At 71.8% G+C, this 14,222-nt stretch carries 9 protein-coding genes; 4 read left to right on the top strand and 5 right to left on the bottom strand.

Annotation, left to right across the window (positions count from 1 at the left end; translation table 11 throughout):
* Positions 1 to 43 precede the first annotated feature (43 nt).
* The gene (locus WMF24_RS21580; protein WP_437738313.1) at positions 44 to 4,972 is read right to left on the bottom strand and encodes an MG2 domain-containing protein; all 4,929 of its coding nucleotides are present in this window, start codon (positions 4,970 to 4,972) and stop codon (positions 44 to 46) included.
* Positions 4,973 to 5,152: 180 nt separating this feature from the next.
* A complete protein-coding gene (locus tag WMF24_RS21585) occupies positions 5,153 to 6,280 on the bottom strand; it encodes a substrate-binding domain-containing protein (RefSeq protein ID WP_437738314.1) in 1,128 nt (375 codons plus the stop codon).
* 729 nt (positions 6,281 to 7,009) lie between these two features.
* Here WMF24_RS21585 and WMF24_RS21590 point away from each other — a divergent pair.
* Positions 7,010 to 7,819 carry a hypothetical protein gene (locus WMF24_RS21590; RefSeq protein ID WP_437738315.1) on the top strand — a complete coding sequence of 270 codons (810 nt, stop codon included), beginning with the start codon at positions 7,010 to 7,012 and terminating at the stop codon, positions 7,817 to 7,819.
* 287 nt (positions 7,820 to 8,106) lie between these two features.
* Positions 8,107 to 9,051: a bifunctional methylenetetrahydrofolate dehydrogenase/methenyltetrahydrofolate cyclohydrolase gene (locus WMF24_RS21595; RefSeq protein ID WP_437738316.1), complete on the top strand. Its 945-nt coding sequence runs from the start codon at positions 8,107 to 8,109 to the stop codon at positions 9,049 to 9,051.
* A gap of 93 nt (positions 9,052 to 9,144) precedes the next feature.
* Here the strand turns inward: WMF24_RS21595 and WMF24_RS21600 are convergent, their stop codons facing one another.
* Positions 9,145 to 9,999 (bottom strand): SDR family oxidoreductase, encoded by an 855-nt coding sequence (locus tag WMF24_RS21600; protein WP_437738317.1) that lies wholly within the window; start codon positions 9,997 to 9,999, stop codon positions 9,145 to 9,147.
* A 259-nt stretch (positions 10,000 to 10,258) separates the two neighbouring features.
* Here WMF24_RS21600 and WMF24_RS21605 point away from each other — a divergent pair, with 259 nt between their 5' ends.
* The gene (locus tag WMF24_RS21605) at positions 10,259 to 11,230 is read left to right on the top strand and encodes a LysR family transcriptional regulator (RefSeq protein ID WP_437738318.1); all 972 of its coding nucleotides are present in this window, start codon (positions 10,259 to 10,261) and stop codon (positions 11,228 to 11,230) included.
* On the opposite strand, the gene WMF24_RS21610 is transcribed toward WMF24_RS21605, so the two are convergent.
* Together WMF24_RS21610 and WMF24_RS21615 are read right to left on the bottom strand one after the other, a co-directional pair.
* Positions 11,172 to 11,972 carry a hypothetical protein gene (locus tag WMF24_RS21610; RefSeq protein ID WP_437738319.1) on the bottom strand — a complete coding sequence of 267 codons (801 nt, stop codon included), beginning with the start codon at positions 11,970 to 11,972 and terminating at the stop codon, positions 11,172 to 11,174. The genes WMF24_RS21605 and WMF24_RS21610 overlap by 59 nt on opposite strands.
* Positions 11,973 to 12,109: 137 nt before the next feature.
* On the bottom strand, positions 12,110 to 13,279 hold the full coding sequence (locus tag WMF24_RS21615; protein WP_437738320.1) for a pyridoxal phosphate-dependent aminotransferase: 1,170 nt from the start codon (positions 13,277 to 13,279) through the stop codon (positions 12,110 to 12,112).
* 185 nt (positions 13,280 to 13,464) lie between these two features.
* Here WMF24_RS21615 and WMF24_RS21620 point away from each other — a divergent pair, with 185 nt between their 5' ends.
* A complete protein-coding gene (locus WMF24_RS21620; protein ID WP_437738321.1) occupies positions 13,465 to 13,677 on the top strand; it encodes a hypothetical protein in 213 nt (70 codons plus the stop codon).
* Positions 13,678 to 14,222 lie beyond the last annotated feature (545 nt).

Here is a 14,222-nt window from a genome sequence, read left to right on the forward strand (position 1 = left end):
GCTGGCCGCACCCCGCGGCCAGCGCGCCCGCCGGCTCAGCCGATCACTCGCCGACGACCTGCAGGGTCTGCGCGCCGGCGAAGCTCTGCTGCTCCGGCTGGTAATACGGGTGCGCCTCGGCGCCGCCGTCCTCCGCCTTCACCGGCATGGTCGCCTGCAGCCGGTACGTGAAGCCGGTCGCGCTGCCGGCGGCGAGCTCCTTCACGTACAGGATGAGCTGCTTGCCCGTGATCTCGAACCTCGAGAGCGCGCCCGCGGCGACGTACGCCTGGAGATCCTCGGTCAGGACCTGGAAGCCGGGCGGGAGCCCGACCGTCACGAGGATCATGTTCTGCGCCGCGTCGGTCGTGTTCTTGACGCCCACCGTCGCGGTCACGATGTCGTTCACGTGGAGCGACGTCTTGTCGTAGCTCACGCTGACGGCGAGCGGCCCGCCCCCGTCGCTCGGCGCCGCGCTCCACGGCACGTTGTGGCGGCTCACCAGGTTGTAGCTGAGCTTCCCCTGCCCCTCGAAGGCGAGCGCGACCTCGTGCGCGCCCGTGGTCGCGAGGCGCGTGAGATCGACCGTGGTCATGACGTCGGCCTGGTCCTCGCGCAGCGAGACCGTGCCCATCGGCTCGCCGTCGACGGCGACGGTCAGCGAGCCCGTCGCGCCCTCGGTCCCCTTGCTCGCCGCGAGGAGCAGCGTGCGCAGGCTCCAGATCGTCGCCTGGGTGGAGCCGAAGTTGCCACCCGCGTCCTTCGACTGCGTCAGGAACTTCACGCCCCCGTCGGCGCTCGCCCGGTGAGCGCCCGCCGAGAGCAGCGCGTGCGCCGCGAGCGCGGTGGTCGTGACCTTCGCGTCGTTGCCGTACTCGTAGAACGACGTCTGCGTGCCGCCGTCATCCCAGAAGATCACATCCCCATCCACCGTCTTGCGGTCGTCCAGCGCGTCGAGCACCCGATCCGTCAGCGCGCCGGAGGGGTCGGCCACGGCGAGCGCGTTGGCGACGATCGCCAGCGTGTACAGGTCGTCGGTGGCCGGCTGCACGGCCCTGCCCAGGTAGGCGAGCGCCGTCGCGACCTGGGGCCCCGTGTACCCCGCGCTCGCGAGCGCCCAGAGCACGAAGGCGCTGTTGCGGAGCGTGCCCGTGTGGAAGCTGAAGAACTCCGTCTGGTCGCCCTCCCACGTGCCGTCCGACTTCTGCTGCCCGGCGAGCCAGGCGATCGTGCGGGCGAGCATCGCCTCGTCGACGGCGTGCACCTTGATCATGTCGGCGAACTCCATCACGCCGAACGCCGTGACCGACAGGTACGGGTGCCCGTCCTGCTCGCCGAACCAGGAGAAGCCGCCGCCCGAGTGCTCGAAGGTGAGCAGGCGCTGGTAGCCCGCCGAGATCAGCGACTCGGCCTTCATCTGGATCTCCGGGGTGATCTGGCCCGTCTGCTTCATGTACTGCGTGACGAGCACGTTGGGCCAGGTCGTGGAGGTCGTCTGCTCGAAGCAGCCATTCGGGACCTGGAGCATGCTGTCCATCCCGCTCACGACCTGCGACAGGAACGCGGGGTAGACCTCGAGATAGAGCTGGTGCGAGCCGGCGACCGTGCCCTCGGGGAAGGCCAGCGCATGGGTGACGCTGCCCGGCTCGAGCATGCCGGACTGGCTCTCGGCGAACGGCTTGCCGTCCGGGACCACGCGCACGGTGCGCGCCACGGCGTCCGCGCCGTCCGTGCCCCGCGCCGTGACCGTGAGCGAGTTGACGCCGACGGTGTCCACGCGCACCGGGAAGCGGACGCCGCGCACCTCGCCCGGCGCGAGGTCCACCTGCGTCGACGTCGCGCCGAGCGCCGTGTACCAGCTCCCGGGCTCGAGCGTCAGGGCGACGGTCTGCGGCGTCTCCAGGTAGTTGTAGACGGCGATCGGGAACTCCACCTCATCGCCCCGCGTCAGCGTGGCCGGGAAGTTCACGTCGACGAAGAAGTCCTGGAACACCTTGAAGCCGCTCTGCACGCCGCCGAGCTTGCCGTCGGCCGAGTTCGCCAGCGCCGAGAGCCGCCACTCGGTGATGCTGTCCGCGAGCGGGATGCTCAGCGTCGCTGTGCCGTCGGCGCTCGTGATCACGCTCGGGTTGACGTACAGGGTCTCCGGGAACTCGCGCCGGACGCGCGGCCCGCCCTCGCCGCTCCCCTCGCTCGGCGGGCCTCCCGTGCCGGCGCCGCCGCCCGCGCCGGCCGAGGCGCCGTTGTCCCACTCGCCATCGCCGGCGGCGGGGTCTCCTCCTGCCCACCACTGCTGCACGTTGACCCCGAGGTCGTCGAACGTGAACGCGAGCGTCGCGTCGTCCTGCGTCTGCGCCACCTCGTCGGGCCCCGACGATCGCAGCGAGAACCCGCTCTGGCTGGAGACCACCTCGTACGCGTTGCCCCACACGTCATAGGCCTCGAAGCGCTCGCCGGTCCGCTTCCCGAGCATGTCGAGGTACGGGCTCTGCCCCGCCGTGCAGTAGTACTCGTTCGGCTTGCAGCCGAGCGCCTCGAGGTCCCCCACCGCGCTCGCCGTGGCCTCCGCGAGCGCGGGCCGGAGCGCGCCCTTCTGGCGCGCGTGGAACGCCGCGAGCTGCTCCTGCACCTTCGCCAGCACGGCGGGCCAGGTGCGCGCCTGGAGGCCGGTGACCGACGTGCCGGCGAGCGCGGCGAGCGACGCCTGCGTCGTGCGCTGGGCGGCCTCGGCCTGCTCGGGATCGTCGCTCGCCGTCGCGCTGAACAGCAGGTTCTGGAGGTTCGCCGCCGGGCCGCGGATCTGGTAGCTCGGCTTCGCGAACCCGTCCTCCAGCTCGAAGTAGGTGCGGAGCAGCCCGGGCTGGGCGTCGACGAGCGCGAAGACGGCCTGATCGACCACCTGCACGCCGACCGCCGCGACCTTCGGGTTGCCCGCGTCGTCCTTGACCGAGAGCCGCAGCGTCGCCGTCTCGCCCGGCGCGTACAGCGGCTTGTCGGCGTCGACCTCGATGCTGAGCGCCGAGTCGCCGCGCGCGAAGACCGTGCGGCCCGAGCGGACGAGGTTGCCGTCGTCGTCCACGATGTACGCCTCGACCCGGTTGCTGCCGAGCAGCCCGGCGTCGACGGGCATGCTGAAGCGGGCGCGCCCGCCCTCCAGCTCGAGCGACCGCATGTCGACGGCCTGACCGTCGTTGAGCCAGTCGACGTAGACGCTGCCGGTCTCCTCGCTCGACTCGATGACGACCTCGATCGTCTCGCCCGCCTCGTACACGGCGCGGTCGGTGCGCACGATCAGGTGCTCGCCGCCCGTCTGCGCCGCGAACGAGAACGCCTGGTGCACCGTCCGATCACCCACCCTGGCCCGGACCGTGAAGGCGGTGCCCGTCGCGCCGATCGGCGGGGTGAAGGTGACCGCGGCCTGGCCGAACGCGTCCGTGCGCGCGGTGAGCGGCGTGCCGTCCGGCGCCTCGATGGTCGCGTCGATGTCGGCGAGGGGCTCGCCCAGCGGGTCGGTGACGAAGAGCAGCAAGGTGTTCGGGACCCCGGGGACGAGCTCGCGCGCCTCGGGCACGAGCACGACAGAGGCCGCGTCCGCGGCGACCTTCACCGGGATCGCCTTGGTGACCTCCTGACCTGCCGTGTCCGCGACGGTGACGGTGAGCGTCACCGCGGCGTCGCCCTGCTCGAGCGGAAGGCCCGCGAGGCTGTGCGGCAGCGTCAGGGTGAACCCGTAATGGCCCTCCGCGTCGAGCGCGCCCATGATGCGCTCGAACGTCGTCTGACCGACGTCGAGCGACGCCGCCTCGATGGTGACGCTGCCGCCGGCGACCTTCTTGCCGAAGAAATAGCGCGCGTCGATGGTGCCCGTCAGCGTGTCGCCCGGGCCGTACCAGGGCCTGTCGGTCCGCACGGCGACCTCGAACTTCGGGAGCGCGTACTGCCCCACGCTGACGGTCTTCTCGGTCGTGATCTCGCCGCTCACGAGGCGCACCTTGAAGTCGCCGACGTTCACGATGGAGCCTATCTGGAACGTCGTTGCGGCGACGCCGAACGCGTCGGTCGTGACGGGCTTCTTGAAGATCTTGTTGCCCTTGCCGTCCTCCACCTCGAACGTGACCGACGCGCGGGCGAGCGGCGCGTTGTCCCCCCGCGCGAGCGCGAGCCCGCGGAGGTGGATCGTCTGACCGGGCTTGTAGAGCGGCTTGTCGGTGGTGAGGAGCAGCTTCGGGCCCGGGCCCTCGACGGTGACGCTCTCGTCGATGAGCGCGCGAACGCCGAAGCCCTCGGCCCGCGCCGAGACGGGGAGCTCGCCGAGGGCGCCGGGCTCCACCTCGAACACCGCGGCGCCCAGCGCGTCGGTCGTCCCGCGGAGCTGCCGCGCCGAGTCCCCCTCGCCCACCGAGAGCTCGACCTCCACGTCGGGCACCGCCTCGTGGGTGATCGCGTCCGTCGCGCGCACGCGGTAGCTCGCGGCGCGCCCGCGCACGACGCGCGCCGGCCCCTCGAGGTGCGCGTCGTAGGGCGGGATCACGCGGAGCAGGCTCCGCGTCACGAGCAGGCCCGCGTCCGACCCGTCGTCGATGCGGACGAGGTACCGCGCGAGCCCCGGCTGGGCGCTCACGGAAGGCGCCTCGAGGCGCGCCTCCGCTGTCGCGGCGGCCGAGCTCGCGACGGCGACGTCGATCTCTGTCGCGCCGAGCTCCCTGTCGGCGTCGATGTCGACGAGCGTGACGCGAAGGTGGCCCCGGGTCGCGCCGGCGGTCAGGTTGCGCACGGGGATCTGGAGGCGCAGGTCGCCCCCCTCGATCGAGCCTCGCAGCTTCGCTTCATCGACAGCGATCAGGCCGTTCTGCGGCTGATCTGGGCGGCCGACGACCACCGGCGGCGCCTCGTCGGAGGAGCAAGCCCCCGCGAGCGCGCCCGCGAGCGCCAGCGCGGCGAGCACGTGGGGGGAGCTCCAGCGTCGGTGGGGTGCATTGAAGCGTACGCGCATAAGTCCAGTCCTCCCGAAGGCGCTGGCACACATCCAGCGGCCGGCCCGTGAGTTGCATCCCGCGTACCAGGACGAGAGAGCAGTAAATCCGCGGGAATAGGCGCGGGCCGGACCCGCAGGTGTGCCAGGGTGTGCCGACGGCCTTGCCGTCCAGGCGCGTCTCCTCGATCCGCGGCGCCGCTACTGAATTGCGCCGATCGTGTCGAGGAAATCGTTGTACTCGTCGATCTTGTCCGACGGCACCGTGTCGATGCCGGTGTTGACCGTGCTATCGCCGTCCATCAGCGGGGCGAGGATCTCCTTGGTCCCGTCGAGACCGAGGGTCTCGATGCCGTAGAGGATGTAGGGCACGAGGTAACCCTGATAGTACTGCCGCTGGGTGTGTGTTGCCTGGATGCGCCCCTGGCGCATGTACTCGACGGTCTTCGGATCGAAGTCGAACGCGACGATGGGGACATCCGGTATGCCCGCGGCGTCGGCGCCCATCACGCACCGGTATGAGATATTGAACAGGCCGACCATACCGATGACGGGCGGGTCAGCGGCCTCGATCCGGGATTTCATCGCGTCGACGTCGACGGCCTCGTCGGCGTGGTAGACGGCGTCGCTCACCAGCGGCGTGTAACCGGCGTTCTCGATCTCCTCCACGGCCCCCCGCGTTCGATTGTACCCGTCCACCCAGACCGCTCCGGCGGCGCCGTGGATGAGCACGGTGCCTGGCGGCTGAGGCAGCATCGCGAGCAAGGTCTTCGCTGCGGTGGCTCCCGCAGATTTGTTGAGCGTTCCGACGTAGAGCGAGCGCGTCGAGGTCGGCACGTCGCCGTCGAGCGTCACCACGTGGACCCCGTTCTCGACGGCCGCATCCATCGCGGCTCTATTGATGTCACCGTAGGGCGAGATGCCGATCCCTTCGACGCCGTCCGCCACCGCCTGCGCGATCTGCTGATTCTGGATGTCCTGTGATGTCGTCGTGTCGGTCGACTGGTCAGTGGGCCCGAGCACGTTTCCCGTGACGTCGAGCTCGCTCATCGCTCGGTTCGCCCCCGTGGCGATCGGCGCGAAGAAGGCGGAGAGGTTCTTCAGCAGGACCACCATCTGCATCGGCTCGAGCGTGCCCTCATTGACCTTGGCAATGAGATTATCGACCGTCGTCTCGAGCTCCGCTGGAGTGAATTCGTTCTCTGGCGTTGGCGCCCGTTCGATGCGTTCGGCCTTCGTGCCGGCGCCGGGGGTATCGCTCGACGCACACGCCGCCGTCGTCATGATGAGCCCGAAGGCTGCCATCCAACATCGCTCCATCCTGGTCATGATGCCCCTCCTCGTCGGCGGCTCGCTCCGTAGCGCGCGGTACTCCCGCTGGGAATCCGCCCTGCAGCGACGTGCCCCCAGGCGTGGCCTGTGACGGACACGGGGGTGACCGGGCGCTGCCGGCGAGCACGACGCGAAGCACAAAGACGAATGTCCAGCGCGCACCCCGGTTTCCATACAGCGCACGCGTCGTCCGCGACGCGCGAGCCACAATGAGTCCTGTGGAAGCGATGCAGTGAAGGCGTTCCAGCGTTCATGCCCGATCCTTCGGGTTACAGGGGCCGGATCGACCTGTCAAGGGACCGGAGTACGATCGACGAGGGGCGATATGAGGAGTCGAGAGAAATGTAAGCTGCCGATGCAAGGGTGCTTTGCAAAACGTGCATGAGCTTTCCTGGTGTTGACCTCCCCACTTCCCAGCTCGTGTTCGTGGTCACACGAATCGCCGTCATGGCGTGTCCCTTACTATCCACCTCCGGAGGCGCCAGGGGGCAGGGATGGGACGGAGGCGGGGGTTCACGCCCGAGCTCAAGCCGGAGGCCGCACGGCTGGCGAACGCGGGCGACCAGAGCGTCGGCAGTCGGCGTGCCGGCCCTGCGCCCGCCGGCGGGCTCTGCGCCCGCGCATCGAGCTCTCGGTCGCTCCCCTGGACTGCTCCCCTGGACATCGGCGACGGCCCGCCTCAGGAACTCGCTCGAGCACGAGTCTCGTGGGGGCTGAGGAGGAAGCATGCAGATCGACTTCGATATGCCCGTGATCGCCGGCGGCGGCGTCGATGCGGGCGTCCTCGACCGGGTCCTTGTCGACCGGGAGCGGGGCATCGTGACACACGTGGTTCTCCGCTCACCGCTCGTGAGCGAAGAGCTGCTTCTATCCATGGACCTCGTTCAGGGCACGGACGGGGGTCGCCTGCAGGTGCGGCCGGGTCGGGACGAGCTCGTCGCGCTGCCCCGGTACTACGAGGGACGGACGACGGCGCAGCCGGCGGGGCGCGTCGACACGTCGCGCGTCCCGCAGCCGCCCGAGCGCAGGCAGGAGCTGGACGAGGCGCTGGGGGTCACGGACGACACGGTCGAGCTCGGCCCCGAGACGCGGGTGATGACCGCCGACGAGGCCGAGGTCCAGCTCGTCGGCGTCGGCGCGAACGACCCCGGCAACGACATCTCGCGGCTCCGCGTGCGCGGCCCCGCGGGCGCCGAGGCCGACTTCCCCGCCTCCTGGATCCGCATGATGCGCGAGGACGTCGTGGCGCTGTCGGTGACGCGGGACGACGTGCTCAACGTGCGTCCGGCGCCGAGGCGCCGCGACGGGAACCTCGCGGATCTCGAGGGGCTCTCCGGCATGGGCGGGCTCGACGGCGACACGCCCGAGGAGGTGTTCGGCGCGGACTTCGTCGACGAGCTGCGCGGCAAAGGCGGTATGGTCCTCAATGTGCCCGGCACGAGCGGCCCCGCCGGCGAGGCCGTCGACAACCGCGCCGCCGAGCCCGTCGACAGGGGCGCGGCGGGCGGCGCGGAGCGGCGGCACCCCTCGCGGTGAGCCCGCGGGCGGCGATCGCGCCGCCCCCGGCGCGGCCCTGGGCCGGCGTTCGTGCCGCCCCCGGCGCGCCGCCCCGGACCGCGCTCCTGCGACGCCATGGGCCGTTATCGGGGAATCGGTGGTTGGTGAGATTTGACGAGGTCGGATAACCGACGACGGATGACGCGTCGCCATCGTCGCCATCGTCGCCATCGTCGCCATCGTCGCCATCGTCAATTGAACGGTCGCGCGCCGGGCCGCCGGAAACTTGACAGCGATGCTGGCGCGTGCTCGTCTCCGCCCCCAGGATGGACCCCCAAGACAGGCCGCCGAGCCAGGGCACTTGTACGGCCACCGTCATCGATCCGAGCGTTGTGGCGGAGCAGTTCCGCCGCGAGATCCGGGAAGAGCTCGCCGCCCTGCCTGAGCCGCTGTTCCTCGTCGGCGTGCTCGCGGCGGATCACGGGCCGTCGTACACGTACGCGGAGTACACGCGCAAGGCGTGCGAGGACGTCGGGGTCCGCTTCGAGATCCGCCACGCCACGCGGCTCAGCGCCGAGGCCGCCATCCGCTCCGCGAACGAGGACCGGGGCGTGCACGGGATCATGGTGTATTACCCGATCTTCGGCACCGAGCAGGACGTGTATCTGCGAGATACCGTCGATCCCGCCAAGGACATCGAGGGACTCCATACCTTCTGGGCGCGCTGTCTGTACGGGAACCAGCGCTTCCTCGACGAGGCGAGGACGAGGAAGGCCATCTTGCCCTGCACGCCGCTGGCCATCCTCAAGCTCGTCGAGGCGGCCGGCTTCTTCAGCGAGGGGGAGCGGCCGCTCGAGGGCCGGAGCGTGTGCATCTTCAACCGCAGCGAGGTCGTCGGTCGGCCGCTCGCGAGCATGATGGCGCACGACGGGGCCCACGTGACCTCGTTCGACATCGACGGTGCCCTGCTCTTCGTCCCCAGCGCGTCCGGCGGCATGCACGAGGTGCACGAGACGACGGTCGACCGGGCGGGCGCGCTGCGGCAGGCGGACATCGTCGTGACCGGCGTGCCCTCGCGGAGCTTCCCCCACGTGCAGGCCGCGGAGATCCGCGAGGGCAGCCTGTGCATCAACTTCTCCACCATCAAGAACTTCAGCGACGATATCCAGAGCAAGGCCAAGGTGTTCGTGCCCCGCGTCGGCCCCATGACGGTGACGATGGCGATCCGCAACAGCCTGCGGCTCTACAAGAACGCCCACCAGGGCGCCTGAGCCCGGGGGCCCGCGGCGCCGGCGCGCCGGCGTTCGGCTGACGTCGGCTTGCCTTGAATTGCGTCAGCTCACGTCAGCGCACGTCGGTTCACCTCAGCTTGCAGCCCACGCCCGCGCGTGCGCGCGCGCCCAGGCCTCGAACGTCGTCGGCTTCCGCCCGGTCACGCGCTCGACGGTATCGGTCTTCATGGCGCCGCTCCCCGAGCGGATGCGCTCGATGAGCTCGCCGAGGGCCGCGGCGAGCGACGCGGGCATTCCGGACTCGATCATCCTCCGCTTCACGGCGTCGACCGAGACGTCCACGCACCGCAGCGGCGTGCCGAGGACGCGCGCGAGGATCTCCACCTGCTCCGGTGTGCTGAGGAGCTCGGGGCCCGTCACCTCGAGCGCCTGTCCGAGGAGCCCTTCCGAGACCATCGCCCGCGCCGCGACCGCGGCGATGTCGCGCGGGGCGATGGGCGCGGTCCTGCCGTTCGCGTGGGGGCTGTAGACTACGCGCTCGGCCTTGATGGACCGGGCCCACTGGAAGGTGTTCGACATGAAGGTGCCGGGGCGGACGAACGTCCACGGGAGCCCGGAGGCCTTCACGAGCTGCTCCCGCTCGGCGTGGCGGTGGGCGAGCTGCACCGTCGGCGCGCCCGCGCTGATGCTCGACAGCAGGACGATGCGGGGCGCGCCGCTCGCCAGCGCTGCGCCGAGGAAGCCGCGGACGTGCTCGACGCCCTCCGCATCCGCGACCGGCAGCAGGAACGCCGCCCGCACGCCCTGGAGCGCCGGCGCGATCGTCTCCTGTCGCGCGAGGTCGCCCACGGCCTTCTCCACCCTGGATCCCCAGTGGGCGACCTTGCGCTCGTCGCGCGTGAAGACGCGGACCCTCTCTCCCGCGCCGAGGAGCTCCTCGACGACCTCCTTGCCGACATTCCCCGTGGCACCCGTGACCAAGTACATGGCTGTCTCCTTCTTCCAGGTGGGTCGCCCCCGCGCGGCGCGGAGCGCGCGGCGGCGCGACTCGATGGCTCCCAGGGAGATGTCGAGTCGCGCCGCGCGCGGGCGCCGTCACGCCGTCAACGCGCCGTGAGCACGTCGCGAGCGCGCCGCGGGCGCCGACCGGGGCAAACCACCTTCTCTGGAGCCAACCTACGACTGTTCCGTGTACCTGATTAGTCTTGACCAGCAGGAAGGATCGTTCCATGAGTGGAACAATCTGATGCTGCCCGACCTCAACGAGATCGCTGTCTTCACGCGGGTGGTCCAGGCGGGCAGCTTCACGCGGGCCGCGCGCGAGCTCGGGATGCCGAAGTCGACCGTGAGCCGGAAGGTGTCCGAGCTCGAGGCGCGGCTCGGCGCGCAGCTCCTCCGGCGGACCACGCGCAAGCTCAGCCTGACGGACGTCGGCGCCGTGTACTACGAGCGCTGCGCGCGCGTCGTGGCCGAGCTGGACGACGCGGACCGGACGGTGACGCAGATGCAGGAGGGGCCGCGCGGGCTCTTGCGGATCACGGCGCCGCTGCACTTCGGGTGGATCGGCGGCGTGGTGGCCGAGTACCTGCGGGTCCACCCCGAGGTGAGCGTGGAGGTCGTGTGCACCGACCGCCTCGTCGATCTCGTCGCGGAGGGGTTCGACGTGGCGCTCCGGTTCGGGGCGCCCAGCGACACGTCGCTCGTCGCGCGCCGCCTCGGGGCGATGCCGCGCTACCTCGTCGCGGCGCCCGCGTACCTCGCGCGGCGCGGCGCCCCGGGCGCGCCGGCCGACCTCGGGGGCCACGACGTCCTCGTGTCGGCCGCGGCGCGCGCGGGGGAGGCCCCCGGCGCGCGGTGGGTGCTGCACCGGGGCGCGCGGCGCGTGGAGGTGCGCGTGACGCCGCGCGCGACGGCGAACAACCTGGAGGTCCTGCACCGGATCGCGCTCGCGGGCGTGGGCATCGCGATGCTGCCCGCGACGCGCTGCGAGCAGGACGTGCGCGAGGGGCGCCTCGCGCGCGTGCTCGACGGGTGGAGCCCGGTCGAGGTGCCGCTCCACGTCGTCTACCCGGGCACGCGGCACCTGTCGCCGAAGGTGAAGGCGTTCCTCGACATGGTGCGCGAGCGCCTGGGCCCCGCGCTGCGCGACCGGCGGGGACCTACCGGGCTCTCGGGCGTCTCGTCGACGTCGCGGCGTCAGGCGCCGTCGACGGGGTGACGGCGCGCCCCGCGCCCTGCGGCGCCCGGAGCTCGCTCGCCCGCGTCCGCCGCGCGGGCGGGAGGCCCTGCGACGTCAGCCGCTCCAGCTCGGCGCGCACGTCGGCGCGCACGTGCGGGCCGAGGAGCTTCTCCGCCATGGCGATCAGCCGTCCGGCGAAGGTGGCCATGATGCAGCCCGCGCGCTGGTCGTCGCGCTCCGGAGCCCCCGAACGCCGGTAGTGCCGCGCGTAGTCGCGCGTGATCGCCCCGAGATCGCCGCCGACGTGCACGGCCTGACGCATGAAGAGCCTCGCCGCGCGCTCGTTGGCGATCGGCGGCATCTGCGCGAGGGTCATGGCGACCTCGGTCCTGCCCACGGCGAGCAGCATCGAGACGACGCGCTGGCGCGCGAGCTCGACGAGCCTCGGCGCGAGCGTGTGCTCGTCGAAGACGTGGACGGTCGCCGGCACGAGCGCCCTGCCCTCCGCGCCGAGCTCGCTCAGGAACGCGTTCAGCACCGGCGAGCGCGTCGGCTCGGCGTGGAGGTACTCCCGCGCGGCGCCCGGCGGCGGGCTCGGGTCGGCGTCGGGCCTCGCAGCGGCGAGGGGACGCGCCGACCGGGCGCGCCGCGCCCGCTCGAAGTGCCTCGCCGCGCTCCCGGCGCGCTCGCTCGCCGCGGCGGGATCCGAGGCGTCGAGCAACGAGGCCAGCGCGGCGGCGCGGGCGGCGATGACGTGCGGGAGAGATCGCTGGGCGGTCATTCGAGCGGCCTCGCCAGAGCGAGGCCTGTTCAGGCGTTTACCACGCGCCGCGAACACCTGTACAGCACTGAACGGGATCTGCGACGTCAGGCGCGCCCGGTGTCGACCGCCCGTCGATCACCGCCGCCGCCCGTCGATCACCGCCGCCGCGCGCGCTGCCAGGCGACGATCCGCGTCACCGCCTCGTCGACCTGCTCGACCGGGGCCGCGAACGACAGCCGGACGTACCGCGCGCCGCCGACGCCGTCGAAGTCCGTGCCCGGCGTGAGCGCCACGCCCGTGTCGGCGAGCAGCCGCTCGCACCACGCGACGGAGTCGTCCGTACCGACGTCGGCGTAGAGATAGAAGGCGCCGTCGGGCGGCGCGACCTCCCAGCCGAGCTCGGGCAGCCGCCGCAGCAGCAGGTCGCGCGCGGCAGCGTAGCCCTCCACGAGCCGATCCGCCTCGGCGTACGCCTCCGGGGTCAGGGCCGCGAGCGCCGCGTGCTGCGCCAGGGCGGGCGGGCACAGGGCGAGGTTCCCCGCGAGCGCGTCGATCGGCGGCACGAGATCCGGCGGCAGCACGAGCCACCCGAGGCGCCAGCCCGTCATGGCCCAGTACTTCGAGAAGCTCGAGACGACGACGGCGCCCGCGTCGCCGAAGCGCGCCGCCGTCGCCTGGCGCCCGGCCCACGCGCCGTACGTGAGGCCGTGGTAGATCTCGTCGCTCACGAGCCGGACGCCGTGCTCCGCGCACCAGCGCGCGATCGCGTCGAGCTCCGCGGCGTCGACCATCGTGCCCGTCGGGTTCGCGGGGCTCGCCAGGATCAGGCCGTCGAGCTTCCCGCCGTCGTGCGCGGCCGCGAGCTGCGACATCGTCGGCTGGAAGCGGCTCCCCGGGCCGCACGGCAGCTCGACGACCTCCACGCCGAGGGAGCGGAGGATGTTCCTGTACGCCGGGTAGCCCGGGCGAGCGAGCGCCACGCGGTCGCCCGGCTCGAACGCCGCGAGGAACGCGAGGAGGAACCCGCCCGACGACCCGGTGGTGAGGGCGACGCGCGACGGGTCGACGTCGACGCCGTACCAGCGGCCGTAGTGCTCGGCGAGCGCGCGGCGCAGCGCCGGGATGCCGAGCGCCTCGGTGTACCCGAGGTCGCCGTCCGCGAGGAGCGCGGCCGCGCGCGCGCGCACGACGGCGGGCGCCCCCGAGCCCGGCTGGCCCGCGCACAGGCTGATGACCGGCTCGCCCGCCGCGCGCCGCGCGTTGGCGGCGGCGAGCACCTCCATGACAGCGAACGGCGGCACCTGAGAGCGGCGGCTGATCCTCATCGGATCCTCCTGCCGCGCCGGCGACGCGCCGCGCACCCCTGACCGGCGCCCGCGGGCACCGGCCCCGCCGCCCCTCGCCCCCACCCGCCGACACCGGGCCCGGGCTCGATGACTCGAGGGAAGCCGAGGTGGATCGAGCTCCAGCACGAAGCTATACAGAGACTGCTCTTCATCAGGTCGAACCCATGAAGGTGATTGCGGAGAAGCCCTGGGAATATCGCATCGAATCTCGGGGGGATGAGGTGAAGGCCATCATCCTGAACGGTACATCGGCCATCTACATCACGGAAGCTCTGTTATCGGCAGAGGAGATTCGACTGCTGAAGCAGGACAAGAGTAACGCGGATCGGATCATCGAGACGATAAAAAAGGACAGGTCTCGGTCGCTTCCGCGCTGAGCGCGCTCGCGCCCGCCGCGCGAGGCGCACGGCCGCCACCGCGCCACGATCTGCGGGGCTCCGCCCCCGCCGGTCCGCCGACCGACGACGCCGATGCCGGCGAGCAGGGCCATCCGCGCTCGGCGGTCGGCCTCATCCGCGGCTCGTCCGCGAGCGCCGCGGCCCCCCGCGGCGACCTCATCCACCGAGCCGCGTGCCAGTCGCGCGGCCGCTCCGGGCGCCATCTCCCTTTCCCACCACACATCCCGGCGCGCCGCCCTCATGCATCGGGCAGTCGGCGCAGGCGGTGCGTGCGACGGTTTCGTCGCGGCAGCAAATATCGCACCTGGATGCATCGAGATGTTTGCGATGACGCGCTCTTCGTGGGGCCAGGCGAGAGGGTCATCGAGGCCATAACAAAACCTCTGAAGGGGCGCGGCCCCTCCCGGCATCAAGCCTTGTGTGCTGTCCGGAGCCGGGCGGCGAGCGGTCCTCTGCGTGGTCCCCGGCGAGGCGCGCCTCCCGAGGTCGCGGAGCGACCATCCAACCAACTCTCACGAAGGGTC

The sequence above is a fragment of the Sorangium sp. So ce1335 genome (assembly GCF_051521615.1).
Taxonomy (GTDB): Bacteria; Myxococcota_A; Polyangia; order Polyangiales; family Polyangiaceae; genus Sorangium.